General features: G+C 69.1%; 12 protein-coding genes and 2 pseudogenes. 8 read left to right on the forward strand and 6 right to left on the reverse strand.

From position 1 onward, the window contains the following. The first annotated feature begins 45 nt into the window (after window positions 1–45). Genes BQ9890_RS12610 through BQ9890_RS12620 form a run of 3 tightly spaced genes read left to right on the forward strand, consistent with a single transcriptional unit; the run spans window position 46 to window position 3689 of the window. The gene (locus BQ9890_RS12610) at window positions 46–996 is read left to right on the forward strand and encodes a carbohydrate ABC transporter permease (RefSeq protein WP_075891956.1); all 951 of its coding nucleotides are present in this window, start codon (window positions 46–48) and stop codon (window positions 994–996) included. Then, window positions 983–1885, forward strand: a complete 903-nt coding sequence (locus tag BQ9890_RS12615; RefSeq protein ID WP_075891958.1) for a carbohydrate ABC transporter permease — start codon at window positions 983–985, stop codon at window positions 1883–1885. Before BQ9890_RS12610 ends, BQ9890_RS12615 begins: the two co-directional genes overlap by 14 nt. Window positions 1886–1934: 49 nt before the next feature. Continuing rightward, window positions 1935–3689 (forward strand): alpha-glucosidase, encoded by a 1755-nt coding sequence (locus BQ9890_RS12620; RefSeq protein WP_075891960.1) that lies wholly within the window; start codon window positions 1935–1937, stop codon window positions 3687–3689. 48 nt (window positions 3690–3737) lie between these two features. On the opposite strand, the gene BQ9890_RS12625 is transcribed toward BQ9890_RS12620, so the two are convergent. Then, window positions 3738–4220, reverse strand: a complete 483-nt coding sequence (locus BQ9890_RS12625) for a hypothetical protein (protein WP_075891962.1) — start codon at window positions 4218–4220, stop codon at window positions 3738–3740. Window positions 4221–4545: 325 nt separating this feature from the next. Here BQ9890_RS12625 and BQ9890_RS12630 point away from each other — a divergent pair, with 325 nt between their 5' ends. Beyond that, on the forward strand, window positions 4546–7731 hold the full coding sequence (locus tag BQ9890_RS12630; RefSeq protein WP_075893205.1) for an alpha-mannosidase: 3186 nt from the start codon (window positions 4546–4548) through the stop codon (window positions 7729–7731). 234 nt (window positions 7732–7965) lie between these two features. Next, window positions 7966–8307, forward strand: a complete 342-nt coding sequence (locus tag BQ9890_RS12635; protein WP_195907678.1) for a hypothetical protein — start codon at window positions 7966–7968, stop codon at window positions 8305–8307. Window positions 8308–8413: 106 nt separating this feature from the next. Here the strand turns inward: BQ9890_RS12635 and BQ9890_RS12640 are convergent, their stop codons facing one another. After that, a complete protein-coding gene (locus BQ9890_RS12640) occupies window positions 8414–8677 on the reverse strand; it encodes a four-helix bundle copper-binding protein (RefSeq protein ID WP_230297945.1) in 264 nt (87 codons plus the stop codon). A gap of 25 nt (window positions 8678–8702) precedes the next feature. On the opposite strand from BQ9890_RS12640, the gene BQ9890_RS15985 reads away from it, so the two are divergent. Then, window positions 8703–8855: a hypothetical protein gene (locus BQ9890_RS15985; RefSeq protein WP_195907713.1), complete on the forward strand. Its 153-nt coding sequence runs from the start codon at window positions 8703–8705 to the stop codon at window positions 8853–8855. Between the two features lie 238 nt (window positions 8856–9093). On the opposite strand, the gene BQ9890_RS12645 is transcribed toward BQ9890_RS15985, so the two are convergent. After that, window positions 9094–9519 (reverse strand): NifB/NifX family molybdenum-iron cluster-binding protein, encoded by a 426-nt coding sequence (locus tag BQ9890_RS12645; RefSeq protein WP_075891964.1) that lies wholly within the window; start codon window positions 9517–9519, stop codon window positions 9094–9096. A gap of 301 nt (window positions 9520–9820) precedes the next feature. On the opposite strand from BQ9890_RS12645, the gene BQ9890_RS12650 reads away from it, so the two are divergent. Both BQ9890_RS12650 and BQ9890_RS12660 read left to right on the forward strand, forming a co-directional pair. After that, window positions 9821–10375, forward strand: a complete 555-nt coding sequence (locus BQ9890_RS12650; protein ID WP_075891966.1) for a hypothetical protein — start codon at window positions 9821–9823, stop codon at window positions 10373–10375. Between the two features lie 23 nt (window positions 10376–10398). Next, a protein-coding gene (locus BQ9890_RS12660) for an IS3 family transposase (RefSeq protein WP_407638904.1) occupies window positions 10399–11861 on the forward strand; the annotation gives its coding sequence in 2 pieces (ribosomal slippage) (window positions 10399–10768 and window positions 10768–11861; 1464 coding nt in all). Window positions 11862–12325: 464 nt separating this feature from the next. Here the strand turns inward: BQ9890_RS12660 and BQ9890_RS12665 are convergent. The 3 genes and pseudogenes from BQ9890_RS12665 to BQ9890_RS12675 form a co-directional block, all read right to left on the reverse strand. Beyond that, window positions 12326–13630, reverse strand: a complete 1305-nt coding sequence (locus BQ9890_RS12665) for an ISL3 family transposase (protein WP_075891970.1) — start codon at window positions 13628–13630, stop codon at window positions 12326–12328. Between the two features lie 136 nt (window positions 13631–13766). Beyond that, a pseudogene (locus BQ9890_RS12670) lies at window positions 13767–14861 on the reverse strand (ISL3 family transposase); the annotation flags it as partial. 136 nt (window positions 14862–14997) lie between these two features. Then, window positions 14998–16092 (reverse strand): annotated as a pseudogene (locus BQ9890_RS12675) (ISL3 family transposase); the annotation flags it as partial. Window positions 16093–16225 lie beyond the last annotated feature (133 nt).

Below are 16225 nucleotides of genomic sequence, written 5' to 3' on the forward strand. Positions count from 1 at the left end.
GGTGCCGCGCCGCTCGGCGTGGCACCACCCGCCTAAGGACCACACATGACCTCGCCCACGAAAGCGCGCTCCCGCCGACACCGGGGATCCACCACGGAGCCCCAGGCCGGGTACTGGCTCTACCTGATTCCCGGTGCGATCGGGTTCTTCCTGGTCGTCCTGCTCCCGTTCGGCATGAACATCTTCTACAGCCTCACCGACTGGAGCGGGGTGGGGACGCCGACCTTCATCGGTCTCGGCAACTACGTCAAGCTCATGGGCGACGCCACGTTCTGGATCTCCTTCAAGAACTCGCTCTTCTTCATCGTGGCGATGGCCCTCCTGCCCACCGCCATCGGTGTGCTCGTCGCTGCGGTCCTCTTCGACTTCATCGCCCCGAAGTTCGGGTCGAAGGTGACCAGCACCCTGCGAGCGATCATCTACCTGCCCCAGATCCTCCCCATCGCCGTGGCCGGAGTGCTCTGGAAGTGGATGTACCAGCCCGAGTACGGGGTCATCAACACGATCCTGTCGAACATCGGCCTCGACGGCCTGCGCAACAACTGGCTGGGGGACTCGAACCTGGCGATCTACGCCGTGATGAACGTACTGGTCTGGCTCCAGATCGGCTACACCGTGGTCCTGTTCATGGCGGGTCTGTCCCGCGTCGACCCGGCCCTGTACGAGGCCGCCGAACTGGACGGAGCGAACTGGTGGCAGCGCTTCCGCCACATCACCCTGGACCAGTTGCGGCCCGAGATCTCCGTCGTGCTCATCACGACCTCCGTCGCGGCGCTGAAGGTGTTCGCGCCGATCTTCATCCTCACCAAGGGTGGCCCCGGGACCTCCACGATGGTCCCCTCCTACTTCTCCTACTCCAACTTCTTCACCACGACCCGCGTCGGCTACGGCGCCGCAGTGGCCACGGTGCTCGCCGTCCTCGTGACGGTCATCGCCGTCGCACTGCTGCGCTACCAGACCCGCACCACGGAAGGGTTCGACGATGACCGCCGTTGAGGCAACAGTTCCCCCGACCACGACCCCCTCACGAGGGCGTCCCCAGCGTGCCCGGGGTGGCCGCTCGAAGCGGAGGGTGAGCGGCTGGGTCGTGCTGGTCATGACCTGCGCGCTGGCACTGCTGATGGTCTTCCCCCTGTGGATCGCGCTGATCAACGGCTTCAAGCCGGCCGATGACTACATCCACAACGGCCCCCTCTCCCTGCCCAGCCGCCTGGACTTCTCGGCCCTGGCCAACTTCTGGGTGAGCATCGACTTCAACCGGAAGCTCCTGAACTCCGTGATCATCTCCGGTGGGGTCGCCTTCACCGCCGTGGCACTGTCCCTGTTCAGTGCCTTCGCGATCGGCATCGGGCGCATCAAGGGGCGTGTGTGGATCCTGGCGGTCTTCATGGTCGCCTTCACGATCCCCCAGGAAGCCCTCGTCTACCCGCTGTTCAAGATCTCGCGGGACACGGGCCTCTACGACTCGATCTGGGGCGTGATCATCATCCTCGCCGTCCTCCAGAGTGCGTTCGGGACCTACATGCTCTCCTCGGTGCTGGGAACCTTCCCCAAGGAGGTCCTCGAGGCCGCACGCCTGGACGGTGCCGGGCGGTGGCAACTGCTGCGCGACATCGTGCTGCCCCTGACGCGGCCCACCCTGGCCGTCCTCGTCACGTTCTTCTTCATCTGGACCTGGAACGACTTCTTCCTGCCGATGATCCTGCTGCCCTCGGCGAAGAACCAGACGGTCTCGGTGGCACTGGGCGCGCTGAGTGGGCAGTACACGTCCGACCCGACCGCACTCGCAGCGGCGTCCCTCGCAGGTATCCTGCCAGCACTCGTGTTCTTCCTGATCTTCCAGCGCACTCTGATGCGTGGCATCAACATCGGTGCCATCAAGTGATCCCGACACAGAACCGATGCACCGTCTCTCCCCGGAAGGAAGCTCTCCGATGAGCCAACAGCTCCAGCTGCGGACGACGTCCCCCCTCGCCACCTCCGATGACTGGTGGAAGCAGGCGGTGATCTACCAGGTCTACCCGCGCAGCTTCGCCGACTCCGACGCTGACGGCTACGGGGACCTCCGGGGAGTGATCGACCATCTCGACCACCTCGAGACCCTCGGTGTCGACGTGGTGTGGCTGTCGCCGATCTACCGTTCCCCCCAGGCGGACAACGGCTACGACATCAGCGACTACCGCGACATCGACCCGATGTTCGGCACACTGGAGGACTTCGACGAGCTGCTCGAGCAGGCACACTCCCGTGGGATCCGGGTGGTCATGGACCTGGTGGTCAACCACACCTCGGACGAGCACGCCTGGTTCCAGGAGTCCCGTTCCAGCCTCGACAACCCCAAGCGGGACTGGTACATCTGGCGTCCCGCCCGTCCGGGTACCGTCGCGGGTGAACCGGGTGCCGAGCCCAACAACTGGGGCTCCTTCTTCTCGGGACCCGCGTGGGACCTCGACGAGACGACCGGGGAGTACTACCTGCACCTCTTCCACCGCAAGCAGCCCGACCTCAACTGGGAGAACCCCGAGGTGCGCGCCGCCGTCCACGAGATGATGCGGTGGTGGCTGGACCGTGGGGTGGACGGGTTCCGCATGGACGTCATCAACCTCATCTCGAAGGTCCCGGGTCTGCCCGACGGTGAGGTGCACCCCGGTGAGCTCTTCGGCGACGGGTTCCCCTTCTACGCCTTCGGTCCGCGCCTGCACGAGTTCCTCCAGGAGATGCACCGCGAGGTCTTCGACGGCCGCCACGGCTTCATGACCGTGGGCGAGACACCGGGTGCCACGATCGACCAGGCGCGGTTGGTCACGGATCCCGCCCGCCGCGAGCTCGACATGGTGTTCCAGTTCGAGCACGTCGACCTGGACCACGGCGAGCTCAAGTACCGTCCGGTACCCCTGGAGCGGGGCGCGCTTGCCGCGAGCCTCACCAAGTGGCAGGAAGGTCTGGCCGAGCACGGGTGGAACAGCCTCTACCTGGGCAACCACGACCAGCCCCGCCCCGTGTCACGCTTCGGCGACGACCGCGACCACTGGCGCGAGTCGGCCACGGCCCTGGCCACGGCCCTGCACCTCCTGCGCGGGACGCCCTACGTCTACCAGGGTGAGGAACTGGGCATGACGAATGCGCCCCTCACCAGCATTGATGACTACCGTGACGTCGAGGCCGTCAACTACTACGCGGAGCGCACGGCCCTGGGCGAGGACCCGACGGAGGTACTGGCCGGGATGTCGGTCATCAGCCGCGACAACGCCCGCACCCCTGTGCAGTGGAGTGACGGCCCCGAGGCAGGGTTCACGGCCGGGACTCCGTGGATCGAGGTCAACCCGAATGCGGCCAGCATCAATGCCGCAGCCCAGGTGGGTGTCGAGGGATCCGTGTTCGAGCACTACCGGGCCCTCATCGCGCTGCGCCACGCCAGCGAGGTCATCGCCCTGGGTGACTTCGAGCGTCTGGACGCAGGTGATCCTGCCATCTTCGCCTACCGACGTGGGCTCGGGGAGGAGTCGGTGCTGGTCATCGTCAACCTCTCCTCCGAGTCGCTGACCCCTGTGTGGTCCGGCGGTGACCCGGTCCTCCTCGCCGGGGACCTGGTGCTCACCAATGGCGCCGGCTCCGGTGACGGCGCAGGGCTGGCCCCCTGGGAGGCCCGGGTGTACGCGACGTCCGCAGCCCTGCGCCCCCTGGCCTGAACCCCGCACCCGCTGCGTCCGCCCTCGTCGACACCGACGAGGGCGGCGTCATGCCCGCGAACCCGGGAGCGCGAAGACGACCGGGGCCCCGATCCCGAAGCCTGCGGGGTAGCTGCCCGTGGCCGCCAAGGTCGTGAAGATGCCTGCCACCTCCGCATCCGTCCGCCAGATGTCGGAGGACTCACGGAACCGGCGTGCCATGACCGTGCGCGGCAGGACGAGGTCCTCCGTCGCGTGGGCAGGACGTGTGGTGGCGACGACGGGGCAGTTGCGCGAGCGCGTCGCGGGTGAGGCCCGGTGTTCCACGTAGAGCATCCCGTCCGTGGGCTCGCGGTAGACATAGTGCCCGCGGTCCTGTGCGGAGAGGCGGAAGAGGAGCAGCTCGTCGAGCGTCAGGAAGGTCCCCAGGACCGTGCGGACGTCGGCAGTGGACCTGCACGGCACCCATCGCAAGGGGGGCCATTCGAGGGAACTCACACGGATGGGGGCGTCGGATTCCCATCCGTGGGGAACAGTGTCGGGGACGTCCATGGGACCAGTGTCCTCACCACCATGTGCACCTGGGGCGGGAGATCCGTCACGTCGGGACGGCAGGGCAGATGCCCCGGGATGGCGCCGTGAGAGCGCTCTCCCCTGACCTGCGGGAACTCGGCCGGCGCGGCTTCCCGGCTCGGGCCGGGCGGCCGCAGGTGGCCAGACGTTCAACGGGTGGGGACGGACGCGCACCGTGTGACGGTGGCGTCCCGGCGCGGTCCGGGCGCGCCGGGACGCACGGTGGGAGCGACTCGGCGATGATGGGATGCGGGTCGATGACCGATCCGTGTCCCATCCCGCCCTCGTCCGCAGGAGCCTCTCCATGACCGTCGACCACGCTGCCCGGGTCCTCGCCCGTCTCGGACGTCTGGAGCGCCAGTGGCTCCGCCCCGGCCTGGAGACCGAGCCGACCGAGGTCACCCTCGCGGCGTGGGAGGCACCCGGGGAGCCGGTGCCCTTCCGTGAGGCAGTCGGCCACGAGTACGCACCCACGGCCACGGGTGAGCCGTGGTCCCGCCCGTGGGGCACCACCTGGCTGCACCTCACGGGCACGGTCCCCGCCCACTGGTCGGCGCTCGCCCCCCGTTCGCTCCCCCAACTGGTCATCGACCTCGGGTTCACCACCTCAGAGCCGGGGTTCCAGGCCGAGGGCACCCTCTACCGGGCGGACGGGACCGTGGTGCGCGGACTGGAACCCCTCAACCACCGACACCGCCCGGAGGTGGACCGGGACGGTGCCTTCGAGTACTGGGTCGAGGCAGCCTCGAACCCCGATGTCCAGAACTACGACTGGATCACACCGAGTCCGCTCGGCGATCCGGACACCGCCGGGACGCAACCCCTCTACCGCCTCGGTCCCATCGAACTGCGACTTCGCGACACCGAGGTCGAGGGCCTCCTGGCGGACATCGACGTGCTGCGGGGCGTCCTCGGAGTCCTCGACCCTTCGCGCCCCCGCGCCGACGGCATCCTGTTGGCCCTCTCGCGGGCGATGGACGCCCTCGACCCCGACGACGTGGCGGGCTCCGTCCCCGCTGCGCGCGCCGTCCTGCACCCCGCACTGGATCGCCACGCCGACGCCTCCGCCCACACCGTGCACGCCGTGGGGCACGCCCACATCGATTCGGCATGGTTGTGGCCCCTGCGCGAGACGCGCCGCAAAGTGGTGCGTTCGTTCTCCAACGCCCTGGACCTCATGGATGCGGACCCCACGGTGTCCTTCGCCGCGTCCTCCGCCCAGCAGTACGCCTGGCTGAAGGAGGACCACCCGGACGTCTTCGCACGCATCCGTGAACGAGTCGCGGAGGGCCGTTGGGTCACGGTGGGGGGTCAGTGGGTGGAGTCGGATCCCTACATGGTGGGTGGGGAGGCCTTCATCCGCCAGTTCCTGGAGGGCATCCGCTTCTTCCGGGAGGAGTTCGGCACGGAGAGTGAGGGAGTCTGGCTGCCCGACTCCTTCGGCTACAGCGCGAACCTGCCCGGGATCGCCCGTCACATGGGGCGCGGCTGGATGCTGACCCAGAAGCTGTCCTGGAACGACACCAACACCTTCCCCCACCACACCTTCTGGTGGGAGGGCCTCGACGGGACGCGCCTGTTCACGCACTTCCCGCCGGTGGACACGTACACCTCCCAACTCACCCCCGCGGAGATGGGGCGCGCCCAGTCACGGCTGCGCCAGGGCGGGCGGGCCACGGTCTCCCTCGCACCCTTCGGATGGGGCGATGGTGGGGGCGGGCCCACCCGCGAGCAGGTGGAGCGGGCCCACCGCCAGGAGGACCTCGAAGGGGTTCCCCACGTGCGGCTCTCCACCCCCGGCACCTTCTTCTCCGAGGCACTGGCAGAGGCGACGGATGGGGTCCCGGCGGCCCCGACCTGGGTCGGTGAGCTCTACCTGGAGAACCATCGTGGGGTGTTCACCTCCCAGCACCGCACCAAGCGCGGGAACCGGCGGTGCGAGCACCTCCTGCGCGAGGCCGAGCTCTGGGCCACCACCGCCGCGGTCCGCCGGGGCGTCCCCTATCCCCACGAGCGACTGCACGAGGACTGGCGCACGCTCCTGCTCCTGCAGTTCCACGACATCCTTCCGGGCTCCTCCATCTCCTGGGTCCACCGTGAGGCCGAGGAGATGTACGCGCGTCTGGAGTCCGACCTGGAGGACCTCATCTCCTCCAGTCTGGAGGTCCTCACCGGTCCCGGCGAGGACCACCTCCTCGTCAACGCCGGTCCCTTCACCCTCGACGGGGTGCCTTCGGGGGCGGTGGTGCGGGCGGGCGTCCGACCCGCCGCGAGTGCGGTGAGCGGACCCAGCGCGGCCCCGGGTCCGGTCGGGGACCCGAGTGCCTCGACCGACGCCCTGCCCGTCGCCCCGTCCGTCGCGCCCGCCGTGCTCGTCGGGGACGGCCCCGCTGGCACCCGGGTGGTGGACAACGGGGTGCTCCGTCTGGTCGTCGATGCCGAGGGCTCCATCACCTCCGTGGTGGACCTGGCCTCCTCCCGTGAGGTGGTGCCGACCGGCGAGACCCTGGCCCGCCTGCACCTGCGCCGGGACATTCCCTCCGACTGGGACGCCTGGAACACGGACCTGGCCGACGTCGACTCCGGGGAGATCCTCACCTCGGTGGAATCCGTGGAGGTCTCCGCGGACGAGGGCGGCGCCCTCGTGCGCGTCGTACGCACCCACGGCGCCAGCACCTTCACCCAGGAGCTGCGCCTGGCAGCCGGCTCCAGGACCCTCGACATCACCACCGCGGTGGACTGGCACGAGCGGCACAAGCTGCTCAAGCTGGAGTTCCCACTGGCGCTCCTGACCGACCACGCACAGTCCGAGGTCCAGTTCGGGCACGTCACGCGGCCCATCCACACGAACACGTCCTGGGACGTGGCGCGCTTCGAGACCGTGGCCCTGCGATGGGTGCGGGTCGCCGAGGGTGACTTCGGGGTGGCCGTGGCCAACGACGAGACCTACGGGCACTCCTTCCGGCGTCTCCACGGCACCGACGGCCCCTTCGTCGAGATCGGGGAGTCGCTGCTGCGTGCGCCCACGGCGCCCGACCCCGATGCCGACCAGGGGCACCACGTCCTGCGCACCGGTGTCGTCGTCGGGGCCGCCACCGAGGACGCCGTGCACGAGGGCTACCGCCTGAACATGCCCCTCCGCACCGTGACCGGGGGTGACGGTGTGCCCGCCCTCGTGTCGACCACGGGCGGCAGCGGCGTCATCGAGGCGGTGAAGCTGGCCGATGACGGGTCCGGTGACGTGGTGGTGCGCCTGTACGAGTCGCTCGGTCGACGAGGACGGACGCGGGTGGCGCTCGGTCTGCGGGCCGACGCCGTCGAAGGCGTGGACGGGAGGGAGCGTCCGTTCGGCGACGCGGGGCCGGATCCGGTCGGGTGTGACGGGCCGCGCCCGGGGACAGTCCACTGGGTGGAAGGCACGCAGGACGTCGAGGTGGAACTCGGACCCTTCCAGATCGCGACGCTGAGGATCAGGCCGGAGCAGCACTGAGCACCGGGCCGGGGTACGGACCACATGGCAGCCCCAGCTGCGTCCCGGCCGAGTTCCGGGGGACCGGTCCTTCCGTGGGCTGCTCCCGGGTGGTCCGGGGGACCGGCCCTCGTGTGGACAGCTCCCGGTGGGGACGCCTCTGGTGCGGTCCACCTGCCGGACAAGTCCTGTTACATTCGACCGCTCACCGACCACCTGTTGGCGCGCCACTGTGCCGGTCCTAGTTTGGTCCGCATGGACGACACACGGACCGCAGCAATCGGTCGGAGCCTGTGCGGGGTCACTTGCGAGTGCACCGCTCCCGGGCACGAGCTGCACGCCATTCGGGCGTGCGCTGCCGCCGCGATGCCGAGCCGTTGGGTGGACGCCCTCGTCCGTTCCGTGCACGAGGACGGATCCCTCGAGGTCGTCGAGGCGTTCACCGGGCTGTCGCACCGCCTGTGGAACCACGCCGACCTGACGGAGGCCGTCCGACCGGGCGAACCCGTGGCCCTGCAGGAGGCCTACGGGGTGCTCGCCCTACCGGGTCGACTGGTCAGTGTCCGGTCCCTCGACGCTGCCGGTGAGGCCGCGTAGTCGAGAAGGACCGTGACACCCGGGGTCCCCACCCCGGGGTGCCCCGTCTCCCTGCCGGGACGGGGCACACATCATTCACGGGGACGGGTGGCCTGTGACCCCAGGGTCACTTGGCCATCATCATCGTCATCGAGCCCATCATGGACTCGCAGGCCTTCGCACAGTCCATGCAGACCTGGGCGCAGGCCTTCATGTGCTCCATGTCGTCGTGCTTCATGCACTCCTCCGCGCAGGCGCGCGCCATCATCATGCAGGCCTCGAGCATCTTCATCATGACCATGGAGTCCATACCGCTGGGACGCATCATCATGCGCATCGTGGCGTGGCACATGTCAGCGGTGTTCATGCACATGGCCATGCACTTCGCCATGTCCTCCATACCGGAGGAGGCGCACATGTCCGCACACATCGTGCAGGACTGCTCGCAGGCCGTACACGACTCCATGCACTGCTGCATCATCATCATGTCCATGCCGGGCATCTCCTTGTCGAGCATGGCCATCATCGGGGATGACATCATGTCCATCATTGCCCTCTTCCCTCGGTGACCGTCCGACAGGATCCTGTCGCGATGACCGGCCGCCGTCGCTCCCCATGGTAGGCCGGTGTGGTTCCGATCACCATGGGCAGTTCTCCCGGCGGTCACCCAATGGTCAGGTGAGCGTGGGCGTCCCCGTGGGTACTGGTGGGCGGAACACCCACGGCAACGGCAACGGCAACAACAGCGGTGCGGACAGGGCGGCCTCCGGCTGCGGGGTCATCCGTGCGCTGCGAAGCCCCGGAGCCTCAGGACTCGGCCGGGGACTCCCCGGCCGCGCCCTCGTGCTCGGCGACGAATGCCGCACCCGCAAGCGCGGCGTCGCGCGCGTCACCGGTCGCATTGACCAGGGGGAACACGTCGAGCTTGCGCATGGTCTGGGCCATGGGTGGCCCCATGTGTCCGGTGACCACTGCGCGCACGTCGTGGTCACGGAGGAAACGGACGATGCTCGCGTGGTGGGAGCCCTCCGAACTGGCGGTGTCATGGGAGACGTCCCACCCGACCTCGATCTCCTCCCAGGACACGATGGTGCCGCGAGCGATCGTGGCCAGGGCGACCGTGTGGGCCCGACCCCAACCGCCCCCGACCTGGTTCCCGGTGACGTTGACGGCCACGACGATGGCCTGTTCGGGTGCGGCTGGGTCCTGGTCCTGCTGTGTGTCCTGCTCCATGCCCCCATCCTTTCCTTCTTCCGGGTTCCCTGCCAAGTGCAAGTGCAAGTGCAAGTGCAAGTGCGGTGCAAGTGCAGGCGATGGCGCTGGGGGTGGTGCGGACACAGGTGTGGTCGCTGGCGCAGGTGCGGTGCAGGTCCGGGCGCCGTCACAGATGCAGATGTGGGTGCAGGTCCAGACGCGGGAAGGACGTGTACGGCCTCAAGGCTTCCTGACCTCGGCAACAGTGCGGTCACAGGCTCCGGACAGCGGGACGGACCACCTTGGGTGCATCGAGGCACGGAGGAGAGGAGCAGGAACGATGACCGGGACGTCTGCACACGAGGGGAACGTCGGGAAATGCTCCGGCACGGATGGGGCCGCAGCGGGCGTGCCGCGATGGCACGCGGTCACCGTGGATGTCTTCGCCGAGGATGCACTCGGTGGGGATGCGCTGGCCCGGGATGCGCTGGCCCTGGACGCCCTGAACCCACACGCCTCGGCACCGGGCACGCCCGCACGGGGCATCCAGGCACCGGGTACGCCCACACAGGGGATCTCGGCGGCGGCCCCGGGGCGCGCGACGCTGGCTGGCGCGGTCCCCACCGAGAGCACCGGTGCCCGACACCCACGGCGTACGGGAGTGCGCCGTCGCTGGCGGGCGCTCAGGTTGGGGCTGGGCTGGGCGGTGCTCGTGGCCATCGGCGGGGCGACGATGCTGCCCGCCGCGGACGCCCTCGCCTCCGGAGTCGACCGGCCCCCTTACATCGTCCAGCAGGTCGTCGCTGCCAGCCCCACAGCGACCAGCCAGGGTGAGGGGACCCCCTCTGTGCCAACCTTGAGTAAGACACCCGGACAGTCCGGATCGGTGTCGTAGAGGGCGGGGAGGAGTTCCCCAGGATGAGTACGACGATGACGGCGCCCGCTGGGGCGGGGCAGGCTGTAGGCATGGAAGACGTCCCGGATCCGCAGGTGCCGGCGAGGGCACAGCGGCGGACCTACACGGCGAGGTACAAGGCGAAGGTCCTGGCCGAGTACGAGGCGTGCGATCGGGAGGGCAAGGGGGCGCTGCTGCGCCGGGAGGGGCTGTACACCTCGCTGATCAGCTCGTGGCGTGACCAGCGCGACCGCGGCGCCTTGGAGGCGCTGGGGCGCTCGTCGGGCGCCGCGCCGGCCACTGCTGCCGAGAAGGAGGCGGCCCGGCTGCGCAGGGAGAACGAGCGGCTGACCGGCGAGCTGGACACGGCCCGGAAGGTCATCGAGATCCAGGGAAAACTCTCGGCTCTGTTGGACCAGTTCTCGACCGACAGCGCGAAGAAGACCGACGAGCGATGATCGACGAGACGATCACCGAGCTCACACCCCTGATCGGTGTCAAGGCCGCCTGCCGGGCGGTCGGCAGGTCGCGGGCCACGCACTACCGTCACCACCGCAAGAGCCCGACCCCGCCGAGGCCACCACGACGCGAGCCGGCCCGCCAGCCCCGCGCCCTGAGCGCGGCGGAGGAGGCCCAGGTGCTGACCGTGCTGCGCTCGGCGCGGTTCGTCGACATGGCCCCGGCCGAGATCTACGCGGTCCTGCTTGACGAGGGCACCTACCTGTGCTCGGTCTCGACGATGTACCGCCTGCTCCGCAAGCGCGGCGAGGTGCGCGAGCGGCGCCGCCAGGCCACCCACCCGGCCCGGGTCAAGCCCGAGTTGGTCGCTACCGCCCCGAACCGCGTGTGGTCGTGGGACATCACCAAGCTGCACGGTCCGGCGAAGTGGACCTACTACTACCTGTACTCCATCATCGACATCTTCTCCCGGTACACCGTGGGCTGGATGGTCGCCACGAGGGAGGCCGCGCCGCTGGCCGAGCGGCTGCTGGCCGAGACGATCACCAAGCAGGGCATCGACCGCGGCCAGCTGAGCATCCACGCCGACAACGGCTCCTCGATGGCCTCCAAGCCGGTCGCGTTCCTCCTGGCCGACCTGGGAGTGACGAAGTCGCACAGCCGCCCCCACGTGTCGAATGACAACCCCTACTCCGAGGCCCAGTTCAAGACCCTGAAGTACCGCCCGGAGTTTCCCCACCAGTTCGGCTCGATCGAGGACGCCCGCGCGTTCTGCGCCGAGTTCTACCGCTGGTACAACACCGAACACCGCCATTCCGGGATCGCGATGCACACCCCGTTCGACGTCCACCACGGCCGCGCCACCACCGTCCAGGACCACCGCTGCCGTGTCCTGACCCGCGCATACGGCGCCCACCCCGAGCGCTTCGTCCACCACCCGCCCGTCCCGCTGACACTGCCAGAGACGGCGTGGATCAACCAACCCCCCAAGGAGACGACCAACTCAACGATCCAGCACATTCACTGACCCACCCAGGTTGACAGGTTCCGACCCGGAGGGACTGAGCTCCAGGACCCTGCCCTCCGGGAGCCGGGGCAGGGTCCGGGCAGGGTCCGCGCCCGTCCCCCCGTGACACCCCGACATGGAGCGTCCGTCACCCCGCGGGCATGCTGACATCAGGGCCCGGAGCCATTCGTCTTCCCAGCGCTCCGGCACCACAGGTCCCGCAGTGGAGAGCTCCAGGATCGGCGTGTCCGCCCTCGTCGGCGGGCCCCCACCTGGCGGTGGGACGGCGCGCGGCGTCTGCGGCGTGGTGCTGGACAGCGTGCGCTGATCACGATGAACCACCATCTCGGTCCTCCTCGACCTGAAGCCGAGCGATCCCAGCGACCGCCCCGGTCAGATCAAGCGAACCCCGACTCCAGAGCCAATGGTTATGTTGACCGGCTCAACCATTCACCCCCGCCCCGCCTGGGCGCTCACCGAGCCGGTCAACATAACCCCGAGGTCGACATACCATCGCTTATGCGGAATTCCGCATAAGCGCCGTAGTGCGTGAGGTTCCGGAAGCCGAGGGCGGAACCGCGCAGGTGCTCGAGCCGGCCGTTGATCGCCTCCGTTGGGCCGTTGCTGGTGCCGGGTCGGTCGAAGTAGGCCAGTACGTCGTCGGCTCGCTTCTTCAGTGTTCGCCCCAGCGTGATGACCTCGGTGAGCGCCTTCGGGACGCCGTTGCTGACAGAGTCGATCACCGCCCGCATCATCTCCTTCGCCTTGTTCTTGTCGGGTTCGCGGTAGGCGGCGACGATGCGCTGGTAGATGCCCCAGGTCGCTTCGACCTCGACGTGCTCCTCGGCGGCGAACACCGCGTCGAGCCGCGCGGTCTGTTTCTTGGTGAGGAAGCTCGCGCCGGTGTGGAGGGTGCGGCGGACCCCGTAGAGCGGGTCGCCGGCGTGACCGCGGTGCCCGTGGATGGCTTGTTGGACCCGACGGCGGCACACGTCCAGTGCCTCGCCCGCGAGCCTGGTGACGTGGAAGGGATCTAGCACGGTCACCACGTCGGGCAACTCCTCGACCGCGGCGGTCTTGAACCCGGTGAAGCCGTCCATCGCGACCACCTCCACGCCGTCGCGCCACTCCTGCGGGCGGTCGGCCAGCCAGGTCTTGAACGCCTGCTTGGAGCGGCCCTCGACCATGTCGAGCAGCCGTGCCGGGCCGGTGCCATCTCGCACTGGGGTGAGGTCGATGATCACGGTGACGTACCTGTCGCCGCGACGGGTGTGCCTCCACACGTGCTCATCGACCCCGACGACCTTCACCCCCTCGAAGCGGTGCTCCTCGTCGATCAGCACCCGCTTGCCCTCGGCCAGAACGGCGTCGTTGGCGGTGTCCCAGGCCACCCCGAGCCCCTCGGCGACCCGAGCCACGCTCAGGTGCTGGACCACGATCCCTTCCAGCGCCCACCGCAGAGCGCGCCGAGACAACTTGGCCCGCGGTTCGGCCGCCGCGCTGGTGTCTTGGCGCCACACGCGGGTGCAGCCGGTGCACCGGTACCGACGGACCGTCACGACCAAGGTCGTCCGCCGCCAGCCCTGCGGGGCGTAGGCGAGCTCGCGCGTGACCGAGTCGCGCGGGCTGCCTTCACAGCCGCAGCCGCGGCACCAGCGGTCGTCGTCGACGACCCGGCACGCGAGAACGGCACGGTCGGGCTCGATCCGTTGCCCGGTGACGACGAGCCCGAGGTCGTCGAGCCGACAGAACTTGGTCAGGTCGGGGCAAGCGAAGGTAGCGTCAGACAAGTCGAGGTCTTCCAGATGGGTGGCGTAGGAACCCCCATCATCGGGAGACCTCGACCCCTACCCGGACCCCGACGCGCCGAACACGACCACCAACGAGGTCACTCCCCCGCTACACCCCCAATTGTGAGGAGCCGGTGATCTCGACCAGGGCCTTGGGCACGCCGGCGCTGAGGTCGTCGATCAACTTGGCCATCAGCTCACGGCCACGGCTTCGGTCCTCGTGCCGGTAGGCAGCGATCATCCTCTGGTAGACGCCCCAGGTGACCTCGACCTCGACGTGGTTGTCGTCGGCGAACAAGGACCTGAGTCGGGTTGCCTGCTTGTCTATGAGCAGGTCGGCGCCGGTGCACAGCGTGCGTCGCGCCGAGTAGAGCGGGTCGCCCTTCATCCCGCGGTGCCCGTGGATGGCTTGTTGGACCCGACGGCGGCACACGTCCAGTGCCTCGCCCGCGAGCCTGGTGACGTGGAAGGGATCTAGCACGGTCACCACGTCGGGCAACTCCTCGACCGCGGCGGTCTTGAACCCGGTGAAGCCGTCCATCGCGACCACCTCCACGCCGTCGCGCCACTCCTGCGGGCGGTCGGCCAGCCAGGTCTTGAACGCCTGCTTGGAGCGGCCCTCGACCATGTCGAGCAGCCGTGCCGGGCCGGTGCCATCTCGCACTGGGGTGAGGTCGATGATCACGGTGACGTACCTGTCGCCGCGACGGGTGTGCCTCCACACGTGCTCATCGACCCCGACGACCTTCACCCCCTCGAAGCGGTGCTCCTCGTCGATCAGCACCCGCTTGCCCTCGGCCAGAACGGCGTCGTTGGCGGTGTCCCAGGCCACCCCGAGCCCCTCGGCGACCCGAGCCACGCTCAGGTGCTGGACCACGATCCCTTCCAGCGCCCACCGCAGAGCGCGCCGAGACAACTTGGCCCGCGGTTCGGCCGCCGCGCTGGTGTCTTGGCGCCACACGCGGGTGCAGCCGGTGCACCGGTACCGACGGACCGTCACGACCAAGGTCGTCCGCCGCCAGCCCTGCGGGGCGTAGGCGAGCTCGCGCGTGACCGAGTCGCGCGGGCTGCCTTCACAGCCGCAGCCGCGGCACCAGCGGTCGTCGTCGACGACCCGGCACGCGAGAACGGCACGGTCGGGCTCGATCCGTTGCCCGGTGACGACGAGCCCGAGGTCGTCGAGCCGACAGAACTTGGTCAGGTCGGGGCAAGCGAAGGTAGCGTCAGACAAGTCGAGGTCTTCCAGATGGGTGGCGTAGGAACCCCCATCATCGGGAGACCTCGACCCCTACCCGGACCCCGACGCGCCGAACACGACCACCAACGAGGTCACTCCCCCGCTACACCCCCAATTGTGAGGAGCCGGTGATCTCGACCAGGGCCTTGGGCACGCCGGCGCTGAGGTCGTCGATCAACTTGGCCATCAGCTCACGGCCACGGCTTCGGTCCTCGTGCCGGTAGGCAGCGATCATCCTCTGGTAGACGCCCCAGGTGACCTCGACCTCGACGTGGTTGTCGTCGGCGAACAAGGACCTGAGTCGGGTTGCCTGCTTGTCTATGAGCAGGTCGGCGCCGGTGCACAGCGTGCGTCGCGCCGAGTAGAGCGGGTCGCCCTTCATCCCGCGGTGCCCGTGGATGGCTTGTTGGACCCGACGGCGGCACACGTCCAGTGCCTCGCCCGCGAGCCTGGTGACGTGGAAGGGATCTAGCACGGTCACCACGTCGGGCAACTCCTCGACCGCGGCGGTCTTGAACCCGGTGAAGCCGTCCATCGCGACCACCTCCACGCCGTCGCGCCACTCCTGCGGGCGGTCGGCCAGCCAGGTCTTGAACGCCTGCTTGGAGCGGCCCTCGACCATGTCGAGCAGCCGTGCCGGGCCGGTGCCATCTCGCACTGGGGTGAGGTCGATGATCACGGTGACGTACCTGTCGCCGCGACGGGTGTGCCTCCACACGTGCTCATCGACCCCGACGACCTTCACCCCCTCGAAGCGGTGCTCCTCGTCGATCAGCACCCGCTTGCCCTCGGCCAGAACGGCGTCGTTGGCGGTGTCCCAGGCCACCCCGAGCCCCTCGGCGACCCGAGCCACGCTCAGGTGCTGGACCACGATCCCTTCCAGCGCCCACCGCAGAGCGCGCCGAGACAACTTGGCCCGCGGTTCGGCCGCCGCGCTGGTGTCTTGGCGCCACACGCGGGTGCAGCCGGTGCACCGGTACCGACGGACCGTCACGACCAAGGTCGTCCGCCGCCAGCCCTGCGGGGCGTAGGCGAGCTCGCGCGTGACCGAGTCGCGCGGGCTGCCTTCACAGCCGCAGCCGCGGCACCAGCGGTCGTCGTCGACGACCCGGCACGCGAGAACGGCACGGTCGGGCTCGATCCGTTGCCCGGTGACGACGAGCCCGAGGTCGTCGAGCCGACAGAACTTGGTCAGGTCGGGGCAAGCGAAGGTAGCGTCAGACAAGTCGAGGTCTTCCAGATGGGTGGCGTAGGAACCCCCATCATCGGGAGACCTCGACCCCTACCCGGACCCCGACGCGCCGAACACGACCACCAACGAGGTCACTCCCCCGCTACACCCCCAATTGTGAGGAGCC

The organism is Actinomyces provencensis (assembly GCF_900155435.1).
In the GTDB taxonomy this organism is placed as follows: domain Bacteria; phylum Actinomycetota; class Actinomycetes; order Actinomycetales; family Actinomycetaceae; genus Pauljensenia; species Pauljensenia provencensis.

Bases quoted from the DNA above. Each gene is read 5' to 3' on its own strand.
- BQ9890_RS12650 (WP_075891966.1), top strand. From the start codon at position 9,821: ATGACCGGGACGTCTGCACACGAGGGGAACGTCGGGAAATGCTCCGGC.
- BQ9890_RS15985 (WP_195907713.1), top strand. From the start codon at position 8,703: ATGTCCGCACACATCGTGCAGGACTGCTCGCAGGCCGTACACGACTCC.
- BQ9890_RS12630 (WP_075893205.1), top strand. From the start codon at position 4,546: ATGACCGTCGACCACGCTGCCCGGGTCCTCGCCCGTCTCGGACGTCTG.
- BQ9890_RS12610 (WP_075891956.1), top strand. From the start codon at position 46: ATGACCTCGCCCACGAAAGCGCGCTCCCGCCGACACCGGGGATCCACC.
- BQ9890_RS12620 (WP_075891960.1), top strand. From the start codon at position 1,935: ATGAGCCAACAGCTCCAGCTGCGGACGACGTCCCCCCTCGCCACCTCC.
- BQ9890_RS12625 (WP_075891962.1), bottom strand. From the start codon at position 4,220: ATGGACGTCCCCGACACTGTTCCCCACGGATGGGAATCCGACGCCCCC.
- BQ9890_RS12640 (WP_230297945.1), bottom strand. From the start codon at position 8,677: ATGGCGAAGTGCATGGCCATGTGCATGAACACCGCTGACATGTGCCAC.
- BQ9890_RS12615 (WP_075891958.1), top strand. From the start codon at position 983: ATGACCGCCGTTGAGGCAACAGTTCCCCCGACCACGACCCCCTCACGA.
- BQ9890_RS12635 (WP_195907678.1), top strand. From the start codon at position 7,966: ATGGACGACACACGGACCGCAGCAATCGGTCGGAGCCTGTGCGGGGTC.
- BQ9890_RS12645 (WP_075891964.1), bottom strand. From the start codon at position 9,519: ATGGAGCAGGACACACAGCAGGACCAGGACCCAGCCGCACCCGAACAG.